We start from the raw sequence: 22,732 nt of genomic DNA, 5'->3' as shown, positions 1-22,732 counted from the left end.
GCAGAAACTATGACAAAACAAATATGGTTGAATTTGCCAGTTAAGAATGTAGCAAAAGCTAAGGATTTTTTCTGGAAAATAGGTTTTTCCTTTAATGAGCAACATGATACGCCCAGCTCTACATGTATGGTGGTAGGTGAATCGCATTTTGTAGTGATGCTTTTTGAAGAATCGTTATTTGCCAGTTTTTCTCAAAACAAACTAACAGATACGCAATCAAGTTCAGAAGTTTTGATTTCGATTGACGCCGAAAGCGTTTCGGAAGTGGATGAGCTGGCAAAGAAAGTCGAAGAGGCCGGTGGGATCGTTTTTTCACCTCCTACAGAGAGCCAAGGCTGGATGTATGGCTTTGGTTTTGCTGATTTAGACGGTCATCGCTGGAATGTTTTATTTATGGATTTTAGTAAACTATCGTAGCAATATCAGTATCAATATCAAAAAACAAAAAACAAAAAACACAAACAAAAAAACAAAAATATCATGGCAACATCAGTAAACCCTTATTTAATTTTTAACGGAAATTGCGAGGAAGCATTTCTGTTTTACAAATCAGTTTTTGGAGGAGAATTTCCTTATATCGGAAAATTTAAAGACATGCCTGCTGACGAAAACGGAAGTTGTCCAGAAATCTCAGATAAAGACGCCAACAGAGTGATGCACGTTTCGCTACCAATTGGAAAAACAATTTTAATGGGGAGTGATAGCAACGAGCAATCCGGAGATGTGGTTTTTGGAGGTAATTTTTCAGTATCCATCAATGTCGAAAGCACAGACGAAGCAGATAGGATTTTTAATGGACTTTCGGCAAACGGAACAATTTATATGCCAATGAACAAAACATTTTGGGGAGCCTATTTCGGAATGTTCAAAGACAAATTTGGTATAAGCTGGATGGTAAATTTTGATGAATCTGAAGCGCATAAAGAATATAATAGTTAGGTTATTTTAATACCGGAACATATTTGTTAAATTACTTGAAAAAGCACATTATTATGTGCTTTTTCTTTTCAAAAAAACGAACAATATCCTTTTTTATCAACAATAGATTGCCGATTTTTGTCGCTTCTTAAAATCAATAGATAAAATGGCAATAGAAGGTAAAGAGATTATTTTATTAAAAGTTTCAGGACATGATAAAATAGGAGTAACAGCAGGTTTAACAGCTGTTTTGGCAACTTATGATGCCAATATTCTGGATATTGGTCAGGCTGATATTCATGACACACTTTCTCTTGGGATTTTGTTTGAGATCGAAGCCGGTTCAAGTTCAGGACCTGTTTTAAAAGATTTGTTGTTTAAGGCATATGAATTAGGAGTTAAGGTTAAATTTATTCCAATTTCTGTAGAAGATTATGAGACGTGGGTAAAATCACAATCAAAGCAACGTTACATCATCAATATTTTAGGTGAAAAACTGGCAGCTTCACAGCTTGCAGCAGTTACTAAAATAATGTCAGATCAAAACCTGAATATCGATTCTATAATTAGATTGACAGGAAGAACATCTATTGTAGAAAAAGAAGAATATCCCCGCTCTTGCATACAATTATCCGTAACCGGCGAAATTGTAAATAAGATTATCATGACGGCAAGTTTCATGGAAATTTCCAGAACCCTGAATGTTGATATTTCGTTCCAGGAAGATAATATCTACAGACGAAACCGTCGTTTGGTATGCTTTGATATGGATTCGACTTTGATCCAAACCGAAGTTATCGACGAACTGGCAGAACTAAACGGAGTAGGAGCACAAGTTCGTGCCATTACAGAATCGGCGATGAACGGAGAAATAGATTTTAACGAAAGTTTCAAACAACGTATGGCGTTGCTTGAAGGTTTGAGTGAAGATGTTTTGCAAAATGTAGCCATCAATTTGCCCATCACAAAAGGAGCCCATCGTTTGATGAAGGCATTGAAATATTACGGATATAAAACGGCAATTTTATCGGGAGGATTCACTTATTTTGGAGAATACCTGCAAAAAGAATTGGGTATCGATTACGTTCATGCTAATCAGTTAGAAATAAAAGACGGAAAACTTACCGGTAAATATTTAGGAGATATTGTTGACGGACAAAAGAAAGCGGAATACCTAAAAGCCATAGCCGAAAAAGAAGGAATTCACATCAACCAAACTATTGCAGTTGGAGATGGGGCCAATGATTTACCAATGCTAAACTTAGCCGGCTTAGGAATCGCTTTTCACGCCAAACCAAAAGTAAAAGAAAGTGCTTCAACCTCAATATCAAGTTTAGGTCTTGACGGAGTTTTATATTTATTAGGATATCACGACCGGTATATTGATATGATGTAACATATCGAATAAACATACAGTTTGTCATGCTGAGGAACGAAGAATCTCTGCAAGTAACTCAACAATCAAAATAAATTAGACCTTAGTTTCAATAAAAGCTAAGGTTTTTTTATGGGCATGTCCCTCCGGGCCGGGCTATCCGTTTCAATCTTTTGTGCCTCCCGATAGCTATGGGGACGGCACAAAAGGATTTCCACTTCTATCCCTCATGCGATCTAGTACGATTAAAGGGTTTTAATTAAAATAATCGCAAGTTTGTCATTTTGAGAAACGAGAAGGGACAAACTTGCCGTTAAAATCTTAAAGGAGATAATTTAAAATTGATTATGCTCATGAGCGGAACGCTTGCGATACAAAATATAAATTAGCAAAAATTCCCGGCAAACTTTTTTACATCTCCTTCAACTGCTCCAAATAATCTCTTTGATTCGAAAGTCTCGGAATTTTATGCTGTCCGCCCAGTTTGTCTCTTTCTTTAAGCCAATCATAAAATAAATTTTCACGAGCGACATTAATCACCAAAGGATTTAAAGTCATATTGTTGTGGCGTTTGGCTTCGTAGTCAGAATTTAAAGTCTGCAGTGTTTCATCCAGAACTTTCTGGAACAGACCAACGTCCGCAGGTTTTTTCTTGAACTCGATCATCCATTCGTGCGCACCTTTTTCTTTGTCCTGCATAAAAATAGGGGCAACGGTATAATCTATCACTTCAGTTTGGGTAAGTTGGCAGGCTTTGGCAATTGCCTGATCGGTGTTTTCGACCATTAATTCTTCACCAAAAACATTAATATGATGTTTGGTCCTTCCTGTAACACGAATTCTGTACGGATTTAAAGACGTAAAACGAACGGTGTCACCAATCAAATAACGCCATAAACCGGAATTGGTCGTGATAACAATAGCGTAGTTTTTATCCAATTCAACATCGGCCAGACGAATCACTTTTTGATTTGGAGTTCCAAAAGTATCCATTGAGATAAATTCGTAGAAAATACCATAATCCAGCATCAGCAATAAATCACTCGAATTATTCAGATCCTGAATGGCAAAGAAACCTTCAGAAGCATTGTAGATTTCGTAGTATTTGAAATCCTTGCTGGGTAAAATTTTCTTATATTGTTCTTTATAAGGAGAAAAACTCACGCCTCCGTGAAAGTAAACTTCCAGATTAGGCCAAAGTTCTAATAAACTTTGTTTTCCTGTGTTTTCTAAAACCTTATTCATTAAAACCAGCATCCAGGACGGAACTCCGGCAAAGCTGGTCACGTTTTCGTTTTTAGTTTCGTTTATAATGGCAGCGATTTTAGCTTCCCATTCGCTCATCAATGAAGTTTTGCTACTTGGCGTACTGCTAAATTCGGCCCAAATAGGCATATTCTCAATCAGGATAGCCGACAAATCTCCAAAGAAAGTATTGTTATTTTCGTAGATTTGGGAACTTCCGCCTAAGCGAAGACTCTTTCCTAAAAACAATTCTGAATCTTCGTTATTGTTTAGATACAAACAAAGTAAGTCCTTACTTCCTTTATAGTGGCAATCCTCTAAAGCTTCAGTGCTTACCGGAATAAATTTACTTTTAGCATTCGTAGTTCCACTAGACTTGGCAAACCATTTTATAGGTGTTTCCCAAAAAACGCCTTGTTCGCCCTGACGTGTACGTTCGATCAAAGGTTGCAACTCTTCATAAGTCGCAATTGGAACTCTTTCAGCAAATGTTTGATAGGAACTTATCGATTCAAAATCATATTGTCTGCCGATTACGGTATTCTCTGAGGCAGTCAATAAATTATGCAACAGTTCTTCCTGAACTTCGTTGGGATATTTCAGAAAAAGTTCTATTTGATGTATCCTTTGTTTCAGGACCCAAGAGGCAAACGAATTGATTATTGATAACGGCATGAGTAAATTTTAGATTTTATTCCCGACAGCTGCTATCGGGAGATTTTAAATTTTTAGATTTTACGATTGACGCAAAATCAGGAAATTTAAAATTTGAATATCGATGGACAAATATTAACTTTGTCGTTGTATCAAAAATAGTGTTTTTTTGTAAAAAAAACCATTCTATTTTTACTAAAGATTCTAATTCTGTTGAATTAAAAATTAAACTCAGAACTCTGAGAACTCAATCTAAAATCGAGTCCCGATCGCTATCGGCACAGCAATCTAAAATAAAATGACATATCAAGGTGTACTTACAAAAATGCAAACTGAATTAGGAAATCCAATTCAATATTATTTGGTTTTCGAAGATAGTTTTTTAAATATGAATCAACTTTTGAATAAAGAGATTGAAATTAATTTTGCAGGTTACGAGTGTTTGAATTGTCATAAAAAGAAAAAAATATTCCGTCAGGGATTTTGCTATGATTGTTTTTACTCCAGTCCGGCTGTTGGTGACTGGATCATGAGACCGGAATTAAGTACAGCACATTTAGGAATAGCGGACCGTGATCTTGAATACGAGCAAAAAGTACAATTACAACCGCATGTGGTTTATTTGGCTTTAGCAAGCGAAGTAAAAGTGGGTGTAACCCGTAAAACGCAGGTTCCAACACGATGGATTGATCAGGGAGCAACACAAGCCATTGCGATTGTTGAGGTTCCTAATAGGTATTTAGCAGGAATTACAGAGGTAGCTTTAAAAGATCATTATACAGATAAAACCAATTGGAGAAAGATGCTTCAAAATACAAGCGGCAGTTTTGATTTAATTGGTGAAAAAGTAAAAGTAGAAAGTTTAATTCCCGATGAAGCTAAAGAATATTTCTACTCACAAAAAAATGATTTGTATGAATTGCATTATCCAGTTCTAAATTACCCTGTAAAAGTAGCAAGCTTAAATCTTGATAAAACTCCTTCTTTCCAGGGAAAATTAATCGGAATTAAAGGCCAGTATTTAATTTTTGAAGATGGAACTGTTTTTAATGTTCGTAGCTCAGAAGGGTATGTTGTCACAATTAACGTCTAGGTTTATGGGGCGGTCGTCTAGTGTTATTGCCTAACTGTCTAATATTTTGAGTTTTAGAAAATAGTTTTTGTATATTTAAATCTCTTTTAAGTAATTGAAGATGTGAATGTTGATACATTTGATTACAATTTTGTAATAATTGCTTATTGAAAGAATTTAATTTTAGAAAAAAAAAGAAGCTAGTTTTGAGCTAGTTGAAACTTTGTTTTTTTTGAATTTAAATGAAGATTTAATAATTCTTAAAATTATTTGACAAGATGAGTATTTTAAAAAATGTAAATATGTTTAGGCGTAGCTTAATGCGCAATCTGACTAAGAATATTGGAAAAGCAAGTTCTCAAGAAGATATTATTTTAGTAGATAAAACTGATATAAAACGTATTTTAATTTGCAGGCCAAATGGAAGACTGGGAAATCTGTTATTGATTACACCTGTCGTTCAGGAAGTCACAGAAATATTTCCAAATTGTAAAGTCGATTTGTTTGTTAAGGGAACGTTATCTCCTTTAATTTTTGAGAATTATGATCATATTGATAAAATAATCGACTTGCCCAAAAAGCCCTTCAAAAGTTTATTGAAATATCTGAATGTATGGATTTCGATAAAAAGACAAAAATATGACATTGCGATCAACGTAGATCAAAATTCTTCCTCAGGACGTCTGGCAGTCCAATTTTCTAATGCCAAGTATAAATTTTTTGGAGATTCGAATGAAGAATCCCAGCTGATAAAAAATGATTACGAACATATCGCAAAATATCCCGTTTATAACTTCCGCTATTATTTAACCAAACTCAGATTTCCAAAAATCAATAAAGTAGTAGCTCCCCTGGATCTTAAATTATCATCTTCTGAAATTAGTAATGGCAAGAATATTTTAAATAGTATTGTCCATAATGCGAAGAGAACTATTTGCATATTTACCTATGCAACAGGAGAAAAATGTTTGACAGAAGATTGGTGGGGAAATTTTTATACACAACTCAAAGATGAATACCAAAATTATAATATCATTGAAATATTGCCTGTAGAGAATGTTTCACAAATTGGCTTTAAAGCGCCTACATTTTATAGTAAAGACATTCGTGAAATAGGAGCTGTAATCGCCAGTGCTGATTTATTTATTGGAGCCGATAGCGGAATTATGCATCTCGCAAGTGCAGTTAAAACTCCAACAGTAGGATTGTTTTCGGTATCAAACATCAGGAAATATGAACCTTATGATAATTCCAGTGTCGCAATAGATGTTAATTTGTCTACGAAGAAAGAATATTTTAAAATCATAAATTCAATTTTAAACAACGGAAAATTAAGTATCTATTCTGATGCTATTTAATTATACCATATAAAGTAAAAGAAGAAGGCGTCTACTACACAGTAGACGCCTTCTTTTTTATTCTTGTTTAATTTCTCTTAGTTTTTCTTCTTGAACAAGCCATTAATCAGGTCACTGGCCTTTTTTGTAGCTTCCTGCGTTTTCTGTTCTTTTTCTGTTTTTGCAGCTTGCGTGGTATCTTTTGCTTTTGTATTCTTATTGATCAAATCAGTAAGGGCCGAAGTACCTTTTTGGGTCAGTTTTTCTTTTTGCTGGTTTACTAATTGAGTAGTCAAACTCGTAACCGCGCTTTTCATATCTGTAGACACCTTTGGATTAGAAAAATTACCGGTAATCATTGCATTTATAGGAATGTTTTGCAGTTTTGCAGCATCTGCCGGAGACATTTTTGATATAAATGCGTTGGCTTCAGTTCCTAAATACTTAGCAGGAACATCTAATTTTAAGTTGTAATTCATCGTTTGATCAAAACCATGAGTTCCTCCAACTGTTATTTTAATATCCTGATATTTGATGTCAAATGGTTTTACATTTACTTTTCCGTTTTCAAAAGTCAAGGCTGCTTTGATGTCGTTTAAATTCACTTTATTCATATCAATGAACTTAATGTTTGAAGTTAAGGCATTTAATACCGTTGAATTTTTAGTATTTACAGTTGTAGAAAGTAATTGTCCTATCAGATCTCCAGAGATCGATTTTAAATCCGGAGTTAATTCTTTGGCATCAAGATTTCCATTTAATTTTATGGTAGAGTTCAACTTTCCGTTAATAATTCCGGCTATTGGAGCAATTTTTTTCATCATGTCCAATTGTGTAAAAGTTTGTGCAATATCAACCTGATTAAAACCTAAATCCATATTAAAAGTAGGTACTTTCTCTTTGGTAGAAACCGTTCCGGTTAAACCAATCGTTCCTCCAAAAATAGAAGTTTTAAAATTTTCTAAAGTTGCTTTTTCATCCTTTACAATCAATTTCCCCGAAACAGCGGTTAGTTTTAAATTGTCATACAAAACCGTGTTTGCTTTTGCATTTATGGTACAATTTAAAAAAGCAGGAATCTTCATTGCTTCTACTTGTTTTGCAGGTGTTGATTTTGTTTCACCTTCTTTTCCAGTGGCAGTTCCTGTTTTGGCAGGTTCTCCCGCAGTCATAAAATCATCGACTGCCAATTGGTTTGAACTCATATTAAAGTTTCCTCTCAGCTCTTGTTTCTTAAACATAAAACCATAGAAATTCTCCAGAACCCCATTAATACTCAGGTCACTTTTTCCGGTTGTAGCATCAAATCTTTTCAGGTTGATCGTACTCGGATTAAACTCAACCAAAGCCGTACTGATATTCATCGATTTGTTGTTTTCATCTGTATATTTAAATCCTGACAAACTCATCGTTCCGGCATTTTTGATATTTTGATATTGGCTTTTTTCTACAGATGCCATATCAAATTGGGTTGTTACATCAGCTTTTAAAATACCTGCAAGAGGTTTGTCCATTTTGATTGGATATGCTTTTGAAAGATTAGCTAAATTAATCGTTCCTTTTAAAGCAGCATCTACAAACGGATTTATAGTGATATTTTTAATATTTGCTTTAGCGTTAAAAACGTCCTGATCAATTCTAAAAGACAGTTTGTCCAGATTAACGTAAGTGTCATTTAAAATTCCGGTTTCATTGATGATTTTAGTATCGATTACGATATTCTGAACTGATTTTGGTAAGTTAGGATATTGAAAAGAGGCATTGTTTGAGGCAATCGCAATATTAAATTTTGGAACTGTTGTATCTGTCAATTGCCCTTTTGCAAAGCCAACAACCGTAAAATCTCCGGTTGTTTTTACACCATTTAATCCCGAAGAATACGCCGAAGGAATTAGTCCTAAGAAATTGGTAAACGATGAGGTAGGGGTTTTAAATTTTAAATCATAATTCTGACCCGCATCCACCATCTGAATAAATCCGTCAAATTCTAATGGCAATTGATTGATTAAAGCTTTATTTTCTTTAAAAGTGTATTTCTTTTGTTCTAAGTCAATTCCTAAAACAGCGTCTAAAGTCAGTTTTACGTTTTTCATGTAATTGATTTTATCCATATCCAAAGAAACTTTAGCAGTAGATTTAGTAGTTAAATCTAATTTTGAATTGGTAAAATCTCCGGTTCCTTCGTGATTTAAACTGTCAATCACCATTTTTATTTTAGAGCCCTGATCAATATATCGGAAAGTAAAATTCTCGATTTTATAGTTCTGAATTTTTAAAGACAGCGGCTTGCTTTTGTCGTCTTTGGCTGTTTCTTTTTTGTCTTTTAAGGCAATATCAAAATTACCAATACCATCTTTATTAAAAATAATATTGATCAGACCATTGGTAGAGCTTATTCCCTGAATGCTTAAAGGTTCGTCTTTTCCTTTAAAAAGCTCTTTTATGCTCATTTTTAAATTAAGTTCACCTAAAGAAACCAAAGTATCACCTTCAAAAGGAGCTTTATTGATGATTACCAGTTTTTCGATCCCAACGGTTGCATTGGGGAAATTTTTGAATAAACTTAAATCAGCATCAGCAAAACTTACTTTAGCATCTACACTTTCGTTGATGGCATCTGCAATTTTTGCTTTTATTTGATCTTTAAAGAAATAAGGAATGGCAAATAATGCAGCTACAATCACCACAAGTACAATAGCTGTAATTTTTAAAATTTTCTTTAACATATAAATAGATTTGAGGGTTTTAAATTGACAATCGACTCATGCAAAAATAGTTTTTTTTGATGGAGTTCATAAATAAAGTTTTTATTAAATGTAAGAATATATTTAAATTTGTTAAAAATAAAAAATCCGTCTGAATATAGATTCAAACGGATTTTTTATAGTTTTATGATTTTAATTATTTTTTAATGAAAGAGACAATCTTACTGGTCATGATTTCAGAAAGAGGTAAGGTTTCATTATTATAGCTTTCCATATTGGCCTGATTGTCACCTGTGATTGTTTTCATGATATGATTCATATTCTCAATAATCAAAAGTTCTGCATTTTTATTGGCTTGTGATAAAAGCTCAGCATCTTTTACGGTTACTTGTAAATCTTTATTGCCTTGCAGAATTAAGATCGGAACAGTTAGTTTTTTAATTTCTGTTTGAGGATTGTATTTAAACCACGAAATTAAGTACGGCTGTATGCTTGGTCTAAAAAGAGAATTAAGCATAGGGTCAACTTTTTGGGCATAGTGTCCGCTTTTTAAGCTATCAATAATAGGAAAAGTCATTTCCTCTATTTGTTTATTTGATTTAGAAGCAATTTGCGCTTTGATCAATTTATCCGCTGATTCTCCGGGACCTGCAATAGAAATGAATTTGTTTGCTTTTGCTCCGGCAATCATTCCTATTAATGAACCTTCGCTGTGACCAATAACAATTATTTCAGAGAAACGTTTGTCCTGTTTTAATAAATTAATCCAGCTTTTGGCATCTTCAGTATAATTTTCAAAAACTAAAGTTTGTTCCGTGACCGCAGAGGCTTTGCTTTCTCCAATTCCTCTTTTATCGTATCGCAGTGATGCAATTCCGTTTTTTGCCAGAGCTTCTGCCAGCATTTTCAACGAATTGTTTTTCATCATCGGATTATTTCCATTTCGATCCGTTGGCCCTGAACCTGAAATTATCAATGCTACCGGATATTTCGTTTTTAAATCCGGAGTAGTTAACGTACCAAAAATCTGATCGATATTAATTTTTAAAATTAAAGGAGATTCTTTAAACGTGATTTCATTTTTATTCTGAGCACTAACAAAGCCTATGATCAAAATAGCAGCAATAGCAAATAATTTTTTCATTTTAAAAACGGAATTATTTAATATTTAATCCGAAAGGAAGCATCGCCTGGACTCCTTTTTGTTTTTGAAGTCTTTTTACCTGCTCAATAAGCATATAATTTTCTTCACCAATTTCTTCTTTTATAAAAGCCTCTTTCGATTGTGCAAAAGGCAAACCGGAAAGAATATCGTTGAATGTTTTCTCGTATTCCGGATAATTTTGTGTGCTGTATGTTTTTACTTTAGCCATTTTTGCTGCTTCAGCAATAGCGTCATTCAATCCGCCTATTTTATCAACCAAACCAATTTTCAGAGCTTCAGTTCCTGACCAAACGCGTCCTTGTGCAATTGCATCAACCTGAGCAAAAGTCATTTTTCGGCCTTCGGCCACATGCGTTACAAAAGTGTTGTAAATATGCTCAACTCCTTCTAAAGTAAAAGCTTTAAACTTTTCGTCAACAGGTACAAACGGACTGTAGTTTGCTGAGTTTTCGTGTGTTTTTACTTGTTCTGTATTAATTCCTAGTTTATTGGCTAATGGTGTAAAGTTGGGTAAAATTCCAAAAACACCAATAGAACCGGTAATGGTATTGCTTTCTGCAAAAATTTTGTTGGCATTACAAGCAATATAATAGCCTCCTGAAGCCGCATAATTACCCATAGAAACGATAACAGGTTTTACCTTTTTGGTAATTTCGATTTCTCTCCAGATCAAATCAGAAGTTAAAGCACTTCCTCCCGGACTGTCGATTCTAAGCACAATTGCTTTTACATCTTCATTTTTACGGGCTTCTTGTAGTGAGCGACGCATAGAACCCTCTCCAATTACGGTAACATCTCCTTCGCCGCTTTGTATTTCGCCCTGAGCGTAAATAATAGCAATTTGATCTGTAGCTGAATTGGTCAAAGCTGTTGTAATATTATTTTGGGTATAATCTGAAATTGAAATTTTGTTGTAATCGTCATCTCCGGTTACTTTCAGCGCTTTTTTGATGGCATTGTGATATACATCTTCGTAGGCGACAATATCTACTAAATGCTGTGCCTTTGCCATTTCGGGAGTTCTGGCCAATAAACCGTTTGCGATTTCATTTAATTTATCAAGAGGAATATTTCTGCTTTTTGAAATATCAGTAGAAACAGTCGTCCAGAGAGAATTCAAAAGAGCCGTTACTTGTTCTCTGTTGGCATCACTCATTTTGTTTTCTAAAAATGGTTCAACAGCACTTTTGTATTTTCCGTGACGAATCACTTCCATATGGATACCTGATTTATCCTGAAAATCTTTAAAAAACATTACTTCAGACGAAAGACCTTTAAAATCTAAATCTCCTGCCGGATTGATATAAACCGTATTGGCAACAGAATTTAAATAATATTCTTTTTGAGAATACGTATTAGCATAAGCCCAAACGAATTTCCCTGATTTTTTGAAACTTTCAAGTGCATTTCTCAAATCTTTATATTGAGCCAGTCCCAAAGAAGATTCATCATTTAAAATAGAAATTCCTTTAATATTGTCATCTGTTTTTGCTGCTTCGATCGCATTGATCACATCTGTTAAACCGATACCTTTTTTGTCCGAAAAAACAGTTACCCAGGGATCTTTGTATTTTCCGGCATAATCATTTTGAATTTGTTTTAAATTTAATTCTATAACAGAATCACTTTTGACTGAAACAGTGCTGTCTCCTCCAAAAATAGCTCCAATAAGAATTATTCCAAAAAAGAAGAACATAATAAATACAAAAATACCAACAACTGTGGCAATTACATTTCCTAAAAACTTCATAAGTATATTTTTTTAATAAGTAGCGATAAGCGTTGCTTTGTTACAAATGTACTCTAAAAACAAATTATTTCGGATATACGATTCTGTGAAATATTTGTAGTTTATACATTTTAAAACTTCTAATTTAAAGATAAGTTTTTTTTGTAAGAAGTTGGAGGTTTTTTTTAAGAAGAAAAGAAAATAAAAATGAAGCAGGAGTTAGAAACTTCTGATTCTTGAGTCAAATAATGTAGGTAATTCTAAAATAGTTTTAGTTAATTTGCATTAATTATGAAGTCACAGCATCAAGTCGTTTTATCTATAGGAAGTAATCAGGGAAACAGGTTAGCAAACATCGAAAGTTGTATCGGGTTAATACATCAGGAGGTGGGAACTGTAATCAGGGTTTCAAAACTATACGAAACCCCTGCCTGGGGTTTTGAGAGTGATGCTTTTTATAATTGTGCCTTGGTTTTGCATACGAATTCATCTGCGCAAAAAATTCTGGCTCAGGTTTTAAAAGTTGAAAAACAGTTGGGAAGAATTCGATCTCATCAGGAAGGATATCAGTCCCGAATTATTGATGTCGATTTGATTGTTTTTGATGATGAAATTATTGATTCAGAAAAACTAAAAATTCCACATCCTTTAATGCAAAACAGAAATTTTGTTTTGTTGCCCATGCAGGATTTAAAATTGGACTGGGAACATCCTGTTTTTCACAAATCTATTGCAGAATTACTTGCAATTTCTCCAGACGATGGTATTTGTACAGTAGTTCAGGATCTAAAAAATCCTTTGCGTGAAATTGCCTTAGAGAATTTTAATTATATTGCTTTTGAAGGGAATATAGGAGCAGGTAAAACCACTTTGGTACAAAAAATTGCGGAAGACTTTAATGCGAAAACGGTTTTAGAACGTTTTGCTGATAATCCTTTTTTACCCAAATTTTATAAAGATCAAAATCGATATGCATTTCCGTTAGAAATGTCTTTTCTGGCAGATCGTTATCAGCAATTATCAGATGATTTGGCACAATTTGATTTGTTTAAAGATTTCATAGTAGCGGATTATCATATTTTTAAATCATTGATTTTTGCTAAAATTACCCTGGCCGAAGACGAATATCGTTTGTATCGAAACCTGTTCGATATTATTTATAAAGAAATGCCAAAGCCTGATCTGTATGTCTATTTGTATCAGAATTCAGAGCGTTTACTTCAAAACATCAAAAAGCGAGGAAGAAATTACGAACAGAATATTGAGGCCGAATATCTGGATAAAATCAATAACGGTTATTTAGATTATATAAAATCCCAAACCGATTTGAATGTTCTGATCATAGATGTCTCAGACCGTGATTTTGTAAAAAAACACGAAGATTATCTTTTTATCCTAAACGAAATCCAAAAGAAGATTGGCTAATTCTAATTAGATAATTGTTTTGCGTGTATGCTTAATGATCTAATTTACGCAACGTATTTTTAATTATCTCATTATCTAATTGCCATATTCTCTAATTAAACTATCTCTTCAAAGAAAAATGTCCTCTTAAGATTGGTGTGGTATTATCAATTTTTAATGCGTACCAATAATCGGATGCGGGCAAAGGTGTTTTGTTAAAAGTTCCGTCCCAACTCATTTTAGACGCGGTTAATTGCGCAATTAATTTTCCGTAGCGATCAAAAATAGTGACTTCTGCCTGCGGGTAATTTTCCATTCCGGTTACTTCCCATACATCATTATAAGAATCATTGTTTGGAGTGAAAAATGCTGGAAACACAAGAACTACAAAGTTTTGTGTAGCCTGACCGCAACCGCTTTTTTCTCTGACGTAAGCCGTTTGTAATCCTCCCTGAACATCAAAAAAGGTGTTAGAATTCTGGAAATTTATTCCGTCTACAGAATATTCAAAATAATCAGTTTCTTTTTTAAGGTAGATTACAGCTGTAGTTCCGTTTACGTCGATTCGGTCTATCTGAGGAATTTGATGTTCTTCAACTTTAATTGTTTTCCTGCTAGTGCAATTTTCAGGAGCAGGACTTGTAACATCTACGGTATAAATCCCTCCTGTAGTAGCCTCGATAGTTGGAGTTGTAGCACCAGTATTCCATAGATACTTCATTCCAATAATCCCTGCATCAAGTGTTATTTTTTGAAATTGACATAAAGGAACAGTTTCATTCGTGACAGCAGGAGGTGTGAAAATGACAATATTTACAGGTGTACGATCTGTATTGATGCAAGTTCCGTTTGAAGCTTGGGCATAATAGGTGGTATTAGCTGAAATTGACGGAGTTGGGAAACTTTTCCCCGTATAAACACTTGTTCCGCCCGTAGAAGTAGTAAACCAGTTAATGGTGCCAATGTTAGAATTTGCTTCAATGGTGACATTTCCGGGACCGCAATTATAAACGGTTGAAGAAGTTGCAACCGGTGTTGTGGGTGTTGCATTTATAGTGGCTACAACTGGTTTTCGGTTTGATTCACAACCGGCATCAACATAATAAGTGGTCGTATTGGTTATTGGTGGAGTAGTGTATGAGTTTCCTGTAGCCAGTAGTGTTCCTCCAATAGCAGAATCGTACCAACTAATTGTAGTTCCTGTTGTTGTGGTGGCATTCAATGTAAAGCTTCCGGAATCGCAAACAGGATTTGGATTTGAAGAGGGTATTGCAACCGGAATAGTGATTTTTGTACTTGCAGCTATTTCTAAAGGCAATTCTCCAGGCATTCCACCGTATTCTACCACATAACCTTTGGGTTGGTAACTGCCACTTGAATCTCCGGCATTTGCTAAATCATTCCATGATCCTTTTACTCCAACTCCGGGTTGGGTAATATGTGCGTAATCTTCATCTCCCTGATTATTAGGTTCGCCGGTATTCCAAAAAGCAAAATTGGGTGTTGAGCCGTTTGCAGCTCCATTCCAGAAAACAGTTCCGGCTTCAGGCCCTGTAACCCATTTCCAGACTCCTTCAGTTTCAGCATCGCTTCCGCCAATCCAACCCGTTCCGGAGGCTTGTTCTCCAATTAATTTGGCTTCGTCCGCAGATAAGATAGTAGCCAGATACCCTTTAAGTCCGTAATAAGTACTGGTTTCGGCAGCTGCTTTTGCAGCGGTCCAGGTGATGCCAATACTGGGAATATATAAATAATAGTGTTGAGTAGATGGTAAATAATTTGCCTGACCAATGGTGATTGAAAAAGTCTTAGTTCCTGAAACTGTAGCTGATGAATTTGTAAAAACAATATCTTTAATAGCGGCTTCTAAATCAGAATATGAAAGAATACCTCCGGTTGAGCTTGATAATGTTAATTTCCCGGCAGTAGCGTCCCAGCTACTTGTAATGGAAGGATGCGCAGCGGTATTTGAAAGCGATAATTGGTCTAAACCACTGGAATAACCGGAAGAAATTTGAATATATCCGGCTTGGGTTCCCAGTTCCAATGGATCATGTGTAATTGTAATAGTAGTTACAATATTAATGGTGCTTTGCGGACAGTATAATTGATCTCCGGTAGCTTTTATTACCGGAGGGGAGTTGGCAAAACTAACCTTTGTATTGTTTTTTTTGTTTGATTTAAGAGTGTCGTTTGTTATAGTTACACCTTCATTTAAAGCTTTAATTTTCTCATTTGCATGAGATGGATTAGAGTTTATGACAAAAAATAAAAAGATAATTTTTAAGAAATTGGTATTTTTCATTTTATAAAAGTATCAATTTTATAAGAACAAAAAAATATATTTCAATTTGTAACATTTAAAACCTGAATCTACTGTAAAATAACATTTTATCGCAGTACATTCTTTTTTAAATTGTATTTGGCCAGTTTAGTTTCTGGAATAAATCCCAAACTACGATTCCTGCACTCACTGCGATATTTAGAGAGTGTTTGGTGCCTAATTGAGGGATCTCGATACAGCCATCGCAAATTGCAACAGCCTCTTGCGCTACACCATGCACTTCATTGCCAAAGACAAGAGCATATTTTTGATTTTTTTCTACTTTAAAATCCTGAAGAAAAATGGCGCTTTCAACTTGTTCAATAGCGAGTGTCAGCACTTTTTCCTTTTTAAGATTTTCAATTACCTCCAAAACACTTTCGTGATGTTCCCATGCAACAGTTTCGGTCGCCCCAAGAGCAGTTTTATGAATCTCTTTGTTTGGAGGAGTCGCTGTAATACCACACAGAATTATTTTTTCAATCAAAAAAGCATCAGCGGTTCTAAACACAGATCCAATATTGTGTAAACTGCGAATGTCGTCTAATACTAAAATTAAAGGTGTTTTGTCTGATCTTTTAAAATCTTCAATTGATTTTCGGTCTAGTTCGCTATTTTCTAGTTTTCTCATTTGTGTTGTATTCAGGTCATAAAAAAAGCTTCCAAAGATAAGGAAGCTTTTTCAATTATTTTATTTTGTTTTCAGATTAGCTTTTAACCGGATCTGGTAAAACTGTACCTTTAATAGTAAGTACTTTTGTTGGTTGTCCTTCAGCATTAGAAGTTACCGTAACTGTTTTTGTAAAAGCACCAACTCTGTCAGTAGCATATTTTACACCAATGATACCTTTAGCACCAGGAGCGATTGGCTCTTTTGGAGTTGTTGGTACAGTACAACCACAAGATCCTTGTGTATTGGTAATGATTAATGGTTTAGTTCCGTTGTTTACAAAAACAAATTCACGTTTTCCATCAGCATTGTGTGCGATAGTTCCGTAATCAATAGTTTCTGTTTCGAAAGCCATTCCGGCTCCTTCAACTTTAGCAACTTTAGCTGTTGCTTTTTTAGCTTGAGCGTTAGAAGCAGTAATTCCAACTACAGCTAACATAGCGAATAAAATTATTTTTTTCATCTTTAAGAATCTTTGTTTTAATTATGAACAAATCTATATAAAATTCTTATATCTTGATATAAAAATTTCTTAAAATATTTTAATTTTTGATCCTCTTCGATATTCCTTTAAAATATTATAAATTCGCTGTCTTAATTTTTCATTTAAAACACAATAATTTGGCAGCGAAAGAGAAAGTGGTGAAAGAAACACCCTTAATGAAACAGTACAATGAAATCAAGAGAAAATATCCTGATGCGTGTTTGCTTTTTAGAGTGGGTGATTTTTACGAAACCTTTGGAGAAGACGCTATTAGGGCATCAAAAATACTTGGGATAACATTAACCAAAAGAGGTGCGGGTTCTGAAACGGAAACAGCGTTGGCTGGTTTTCCGCATCATTCTATTAATACGTACTTGCCAAAATTGGTTAAAGCCGGACTTCGTGTAGCGATCTGTGATCAGCTTGAAGATCCAAAAATGACCAAAACTATTGTGAAACGTGGTGTTACTGAATTGGTAACTCCCGGAGTTTCTTTAAATGATGAGGTTTTGCAGTCAAAAACCAATAACTTTTTAGCATCTGTTTATTTTGCGAATAAAAATATTGGAGTTTCTTTTTTAGATGTTTCAACAGGGGAATTTTTAACAGCCCAGGGAAATTCAGAATACATTGATAAATTGTTGCAGAATTTTAATCCGAGTGAAATTCTGGTTCCAAAAAATAATAAAGGAGATTTTAAAGCTGCTTTTGGAGAAGACTTCCATACTTTTTATCTGGAAGACTGGATTTATAAAGAAGATTATGCTTTAGAAACTCTGACGAAACATTTTCAGACGGTTTCTTTAAAAGGTTTTGGTATTGAAGAATTAAAAGAAGGGATTATTGCTTCCGGTGCAATCTTGTATTATTTGTCCGAAACGCAGCATAATCGTGTGCAACATATCACAGCAATTCAGCGCATTGCCGAAGATGCTTATGTCTGGATGGATCGTTTTACTATTAGAAACTTAGAATTATACCATAGCTATAACCCAAATGCAGTAACGCTTTTAGATGTTATCGACAGGACACTTTCGCCAATGGGAGGGCGTTTGTTGAAACGTTGGCTTGCTTTACCATTAAAAGATAGCGTCAGAATAAAAGGACGTCATGATGTGGTTTCGTATTTGAAATCAAATTCTGAGGTTTTATACAATATTCAATATCAAATTAAACAAATTTCAGATTTAGAGCGACTGATTTCTAAAATCGCAGCCGGAAAAGTTTCACCACGCGAAATTGTATATCTGAAAGAATCTCTGGATGCAATTATTCCAATAAAAACTTTGGCATTGGCAAGTCCGCAGGAAGCTGTGAAAGTTATTGGAGATAGTTTACATGCTTGTGATTTATTGAGAGAGAAAATCAAAACTACTTTGAATCAGGATGCGCCCGTTGCGATTGCAAAAGGAAATGCGATTGCAAGAGGTATTAGTGAGGAGTTAGACGATTTGCGTGATATTTCTACATCAGGAAAAGAATATCTGGAAGGAATTGAAAAAAGAGAATCAGAGAGAACCGGGATTTCATCTTTGAAAATATCCTTCAATAATGTTTTTGGATACTATATTGAAGTTAGGAATACGCATAAAGATAAAGTACCTGCAGAATGGATTCGTAAACAAACTCTTGTAAATGCGGAGCGTTATATTACAGAAGAATTAAAAGAATACGAAACGAAAATTCTAGGTGCCGAGGAGAAAATTCATAAAATAGAATCGGAGCTTTTTGAGCAATTGGTAGCTTGGATTTCGACTTATATTAAGCCGGTTCAGATGAATGCAAATTTGGTCGCACAATTGGATTGTTTATGTTCCTTTACGCAATTGGCTGTCGAAAATCAATATGTATGCCCTGAAATTGATGAAACTTTCGAACTTGAAATCAAAAACGGTAGGCATCCTGTTATCGAAAAACAATTACCGGTGGGAACGCCTTATATTGCTAATGATGTTTATTTAGACAGAGATACGCAGCAAATTATAATGATTACCGGTCCTAACATGTCCGGTAAGTCGGCTATTTTAAGACAAACTGCTTTAATTGTATTGTTGGCTCAGATGGGAAGTTTTGTTCCGGCTGATAGCGTAAGAATGGGAATCGTAGATAAAATCTTTACAAGGGTAGGAGCATCGGATAATATTTCGATGGGAGAATCTACTTTTATGGTAGAGATGAATGAAACGGCTTCGATCCTGAATAATATCTCTGATCGTAGTTTGGTTCTTTTAGACGAAATTGGAAGAGGGACGAGTACGTACGACGGAATCTCGATTGCCTGGGCTATTGCCGAGTTTTTACACGAACACCCGGGAAGGCCAAAAACGTTGTTTGCAACGCATTATCATGAGTTAAATGAAATGACGGAATCATTGCCTAGAATTCAAAATTATAATGTTGCGGTTAAAGAATTAAAAGATACTGTTCTTTTTATCAGAAAGCTGGTGAAAGGAGGAAGTGCCCATAGTTTTGGAATTCACGTAGCAAAAATGGCAGGAATGCCTCAAATCGTAATTTTGAAAGCACAGAAGTTGCTGAAGAAACTGGAGAAGAATCATTCAAACGAGGCGTTAAACGGGATTAAAGAAGCTGGTGATGAGATGCAAATGAGTTTCTTTAATTTGGATGATCCCTTGTTAGAAGAAATAAAAGAAGAGATCATGAGTCTTGATATAAATGCAATAACACCAGTTGAGGCATTAATGAAGCTTAACGAGATTAAAAGGATGTTGGTTAAAAAATAATTTCAGATTTAAAGTTTAGGTTATCAGAAAGTTATAAAATAAGCAAAATTTTTTTTCAAAAAACGCTTGTGTAATTGAATAAATGTCCTAAATTTGCACTCGCAATACGAAACAATTCAGGTATTGTAGTTCTTATCAGAATTTGAAATGCGAAAATAGCTCAGTTGGTAGAGCGCGACCTTGCCAAGGTCGAGGTCGCGGGTTCGAGCCCCGTTTTTCGCTCAATGCCATATAATGCTCGGATGGTGAAATTGGTAGACACGCTGGACTTAAAATCCAGTGAACAGCAATGTTCGTGCGGGTTCAAGTCCCGCTCTGAGTACTAAAGCCTCTTCTTTTGAAGAGGCTTTTTTTATGGTGTAAACTCATGCGTGCTTTCAAATAAATTTACATAGTAAATTTATTTGAAGAATCTAAGAATCTAAGAATCTAAGAATCTAAGAATCTAAGAATCTAAGAATCTAAGAATCTAAGAATCTGAAATCAATAATCTAAAATCTAAAATAATAAATGGGTGCTTTTGTAATAAGTAAGCGATTTAATGATGAGTATAAATTCGTGTTTACTTCCAGAAAAGGTAAAGTGATATTTACAAGTTTGAGTTATGAATTAAAATTTGAATGTGAAGAGGAAATTGAGAAGTTTAAGTTGAGTATGGATATTGCCCGGTTTTTGAAGTTTAAAGGTTCTGGGGGGAAGTATTTTTTTAAATTGATGTTAGGGGAGTTGCACTTTGCTACAAGTCGTAAATACACTACGGAGTTGCTTTTGCAGAAAGGGATTAAAGAGATTGTGACTTATGCTTCGAAGTCTGAGATTTTGGACTTCTCATCGAGTGAATCGATTTTTGAAGATGAGTTGGTTGAGGAAGAAGTTGGAGAGGAAATGGAAGAATAGAAAAAAAGCGATCACGGTAGTGATCGCTTTTTTTTGGTTTTGTGCTAAATGATTAAATTAAAATTAATCACAAAAAAAACCATCTCAAGGATGGTTTTAAAATTTTTAGAACTTAGGTTCTAATTATTTTTTTACTTCTTCTACTTTAGCAGCAGCAGAGTCAACTTTAGCAGCAGCAGAATCAACAGTTGCAGCAGCAGAATCAACTACAGCAGCAGCAGAATCAACAGCAACAGCAGTAGAATCTACAGACTCAGTAGCTGCAGCGTCAGCTTTTTTACAAGATACAACAGTTAAAACAGCAACAACAGCTAAACTTAAAAATACTTTTTTCATCTTACTTTATTATAAAAGGTTAATTATTAATTCGTGGCAAAGATATAAATTTTTTAATATGTAAAATATTTTTTTATTTTTTTTTTAAAATATTTTCATTGCTCACGATTATCTTAGTTATCAAATAATATGCCACAATGCTAAAATTATGTTATATTATTGTATTTTTTGAATAAATTATTTTTGATTGAATATTCAATAAGAGAATTGGCTATTTTATTCTCTTCCTTGCGGTTTGTTTTGTTTTTGATTCATTATTTACTAAGATAAGAAAAGCGAAAAAGAGCTCGATTTGGCTCTTTTGTAATTAATAACGCCATTAAATCTCGTATTGTTTGCATTAAATCGTTTAAGAAACAATATTCATAATGGTATTTGTTGCTCCTTTATTGTCCTGAATATACGCTTTACAAATTTGACTTTTTTCTTTTAAGAAAGTTGTATCGGTAAGCAAACGGTCTAGAGTTTGTTTTAATTCATTACTATTAGAAATCACCATACATCCTTCAAGCGCAACGAGTTGAGTGGCTTCTGCGAAATTAGAGTAATTAGGGCCTATTACAATCGGAATTCCAAATGTTGCAGGTTCCAGTATGTTATGTATTCCGGGATTTCCAAAGCCTCCACCTACATAAGCGATTGTTCCGTAGCTGTAAATTTTAGTTAATAAGCCTATTGTGTCTATGATGAAGACATTAAAGCGGGATAGGTCCAGGTCCTTTTTTTCTGAAAATAATACAGTCGATTTTGAGATTTGCGATCTAAGGCTGTTGATTTGGTCTGTTTTGATGTTGTGCGGTGCAATAATGAATTTTACATCCTCGGGCGCCTGATTGATATATTCGGCTAATAGGGCTTCGTCTTTTGGCCATGAGCTTCCTATTACTATAGTCGGGCTGTTGTTTTTGAAGTTTTCAATAAAATCAAGCCTGTTATCTCGTTCCAGAATAGCATTGACGCGATCAAAACGAGTGTCTCCTGAAACAATAACATTATGAAATCCGATGTTTTCAATTTTTTGTTTAGAACTTTCGTTTTGAACAAAGAAATATGTAAATGCTTTTAATGCTTTTCTGTAAAAGCCGCCGTACCATTTAAAAAACATTTGATTGTCTCTGAAAATTCCTGAAATCAGATAAGTAGGAGTTTTGCTTGTTTCCAGTTCTTTTAGATAGTTCAGCCAAAATTCATATTTAATAAAAAAAGCCAATTCAGGATGTGTCAATTTTAAAAATTTCTTTGCATTCTTTTTAGTGTCCAGGGGCAGGTAAATAGTTACGTCTGCAACTGTGTTGTTTTTACGCACTTCGTATCCTGAAGGAGAGAAAAAAGTAACGATAATTTTGTGTGAGGGATACTTTTCCTTGACTTTTTCGATTACCGGTAAGCCTTGTTCGTATTCGCCAAGTGAAGCAGAATGAAACCAGATCGTTTTGTCGGAAGGTTTTATTTTTTCTTCCAGAATAGCGAAAACATTTTTTCGGCCTTCTGTAAAAAGTTTAATTTTCGCATTAAAAAGTGCTATAATTTTCAGAAAAAACCCCGCAATCGAAATAACTAAATTGTATAGAAAAAGCATCTGTTTGTTTTTGTGGCTAAATTACGTTTCTTTCAATTATTTTCATTGGTTTAAAGGGATTAATAACTATTTTTGTTCCTCCTTTTAGAGATTCT

General features: G+C 34.4%; 17 protein-coding genes and 2 tRNA genes. 10 read left to right on the top strand and 9 right to left on the bottom strand.

What is annotated here, in order from left to right; translation table 11 throughout:
* The first annotated feature begins 9 nt into the window (after window positions 1–9).
* The 3 genes from ACQY44_RS09180 to serB all read left to right on the top strand — a co-directional run bounded on the left by ACQY44_RS09180 (window position 10) and on the right by serB (window position 2,314).
* Window positions 10–417 (top strand): VOC family protein, encoded by a 408-nt coding sequence (locus ACQY44_RS09180; RefSeq protein ID WP_428230073.1) that lies wholly within the window; start codon window positions 10–12, stop codon window positions 415–417.
* A 63-nt stretch (window positions 418–480) separates the two neighbouring features.
* Entirely contained in the window at window positions 481–939 is a 459-nt protein-coding gene (locus ACQY44_RS09175; RefSeq protein ID WP_428230072.1) for a VOC family protein, read from the top strand.
* A 145-nt stretch (window positions 940–1,084) separates the two neighbouring features.
* Window positions 1,085–2,314 (top strand): phosphoserine phosphatase SerB, encoded by a 1,230-nt coding sequence (gene serB / locus ACQY44_RS09170; RefSeq protein WP_428230071.1) that lies wholly within the window; start codon window positions 1,085–1,087, stop codon window positions 2,312–2,314.
* A 390-nt stretch (window positions 2,315–2,704) separates the two neighbouring features.
* Here serB and ACQY44_RS09165 read toward each other — a convergent pair whose 3' ends face one another.
* Window positions 2,705–4,213 carry a GH3 auxin-responsive promoter family protein gene (locus tag ACQY44_RS09165; RefSeq protein WP_428230070.1) on the bottom strand — a complete coding sequence of 503 codons (1,509 nt, stop codon included), beginning with the start codon at window positions 4,211–4,213 and terminating at the stop codon, window positions 2,705–2,707.
* Window positions 4,214–4,490: 277 nt separating this feature from the next.
* Between ACQY44_RS09165 and ACQY44_RS09160 the strand changes: the two genes are divergently transcribed.
* Both ACQY44_RS09160 and ACQY44_RS09155 read left to right on the top strand, forming a co-directional pair.
* Window positions 4,491–5,285, top strand: coding sequence for a DUF2797 domain-containing protein (locus ACQY44_RS09160; protein ID WP_428230069.1), 795 nt, complete (start codon window positions 4,491–4,493; stop codon window positions 5,283–5,285).
* Window positions 5,286–5,542: 257 nt separating this feature from the next.
* Window positions 5,543–6,622 carry a glycosyltransferase family 9 protein gene (locus ACQY44_RS09155; RefSeq protein ID WP_428230068.1) on the top strand — a complete coding sequence of 360 codons (1,080 nt, stop codon included), beginning with the start codon at window positions 5,543–5,545 and terminating at the stop codon, window positions 6,620–6,622.
* A 77-nt stretch (window positions 6,623–6,699) separates the two neighbouring features.
* Here the strand turns inward: ACQY44_RS09155 and ACQY44_RS09150 are convergent, their stop codons facing one another.
* The 3 genes from ACQY44_RS09150 to sppA form a co-directional block, all read right to left on the bottom strand.
* Window positions 6,700–9,327: an AsmA-like C-terminal region-containing protein gene (locus ACQY44_RS09150; RefSeq protein WP_428230067.1), complete on the bottom strand. Its 2,628-nt coding sequence runs from the start codon at window positions 9,325–9,327 to the stop codon at window positions 6,700–6,702.
* A gap of 175 nt (window positions 9,328–9,502) precedes the next feature.
* Entirely contained in the window at window positions 9,503–10,450 is a 948-nt protein-coding gene (locus ACQY44_RS09145; RefSeq protein ID WP_428230066.1) for an alpha/beta hydrolase, read from the bottom strand.
* Window positions 10,451–10,463: 13 nt separating this feature from the next.
* Complete coding sequence (sppA, locus tag ACQY44_RS09140; protein WP_428230065.1) at window positions 10,464–12,221, bottom strand: signal peptide peptidase SppA; 1,758 nt, start codon at window positions 12,219–12,221, stop codon at window positions 10,464–10,466.
* 270 nt (window positions 12,222–12,491) lie between these two features.
* Between sppA and folK the strand changes: the two genes are divergently transcribed.
* Window positions 12,492–13,625, top strand: coding sequence for a 2-amino-4-hydroxy-6-hydroxymethyldihydropteridine diphosphokinase (gene folK / locus ACQY44_RS09135; protein ID WP_428230064.1), 1,134 nt, complete (start codon window positions 12,492–12,494; stop codon window positions 13,623–13,625).
* A gap of 100 nt (window positions 13,626–13,725) precedes the next feature.
* On the opposite strand, the gene ACQY44_RS09130 is transcribed toward folK, so the two are convergent.
* From ACQY44_RS09130 to ACQY44_RS09120, 3 genes are all read right to left on the bottom strand, one after another.
* Window positions 13,726–15,909 carry a T9SS type B sorting domain-containing protein gene (locus ACQY44_RS09130; protein WP_428230063.1) on the bottom strand — a complete coding sequence of 728 codons (2,184 nt, stop codon included), beginning with the start codon at window positions 15,907–15,909 and terminating at the stop codon, window positions 13,726–13,728.
* A 106-nt stretch (window positions 15,910–16,015) separates the two neighbouring features.
* Window positions 16,016–16,558 carry an RNA methyltransferase gene (locus tag ACQY44_RS09125; protein ID WP_428230062.1) on the bottom strand — a complete coding sequence of 181 codons (543 nt, stop codon included), beginning with the start codon at window positions 16,556–16,558 and terminating at the stop codon, window positions 16,016–16,018.
* Window positions 16,559–16,634: 76 nt separating this feature from the next.
* Window positions 16,635–17,060, bottom strand: a complete 426-nt coding sequence (locus ACQY44_RS09120; RefSeq protein WP_199002571.1) for a DUF1573 domain-containing protein — start codon at window positions 17,058–17,060, stop codon at window positions 16,635–16,637.
* 158 nt (window positions 17,061–17,218) lie between these two features.
* Here ACQY44_RS09120 and mutS point away from each other — a divergent pair, with 158 nt between their 5' ends.
* From mutS to ACQY44_RS09100, 4 genes are all read left to right on the top strand, one after another.
* A complete protein-coding gene (mutS, locus tag ACQY44_RS09115; RefSeq protein ID WP_428230061.1) occupies window positions 17,219–19,825 on the top strand; it encodes a DNA mismatch repair protein MutS in 2,607 nt (868 codons plus the stop codon).
* 149 nt (window positions 19,826–19,974) lie between these two features.
* Window positions 19,975–20,047 (top strand) — tRNA-Gly (locus tag ACQY44_RS09110).
* Window positions 20,048–20,061: 14 nt separating this feature from the next.
* Window positions 20,062–20,147 (top strand) — tRNA-Leu (locus tag ACQY44_RS09105).
* 188 nt (window positions 20,148–20,335) lie between these two features.
* Window positions 20,336–20,722: a DUF1508 domain-containing protein gene (locus ACQY44_RS09100; protein WP_428230060.1), complete on the top strand. Its 387-nt coding sequence runs from the start codon at window positions 20,336–20,338 to the stop codon at window positions 20,720–20,722.
* Between the two features lie 123 nt (window positions 20,723–20,845).
* Here ACQY44_RS09100 and ACQY44_RS09095 read toward each other — a convergent pair whose 3' ends face one another.
* Window positions 20,846–21,058, bottom strand: coding sequence for a PG1828 family lipoprotein (locus ACQY44_RS09095; protein ID WP_055095081.1), 213 nt, complete (start codon window positions 21,056–21,058; stop codon window positions 20,846–20,848).
* 349 nt (window positions 21,059–21,407) lie between these two features.
* Window positions 21,408–22,637: a 3-deoxy-D-manno-octulosonic acid transferase gene (locus ACQY44_RS09090; RefSeq protein WP_428230059.1), complete on the bottom strand. Its 1,230-nt coding sequence runs from the start codon at window positions 22,635–22,637 to the stop codon at window positions 21,408–21,410.
* Window positions 22,638–22,732 lie beyond the last annotated feature (95 nt).

This window comes from Flavobacterium sp. (assembly GCF_965277525.1).
Lineage (GTDB): Bacteria > Bacteroidota > Bacteroidia > Flavobacteriales > Flavobacteriaceae > Flavobacterium.
The sequence above is the reverse complement of the archived record's forward strand: the minus strand, read 5'-3'. Positions and strand labels throughout refer to the sequence as shown.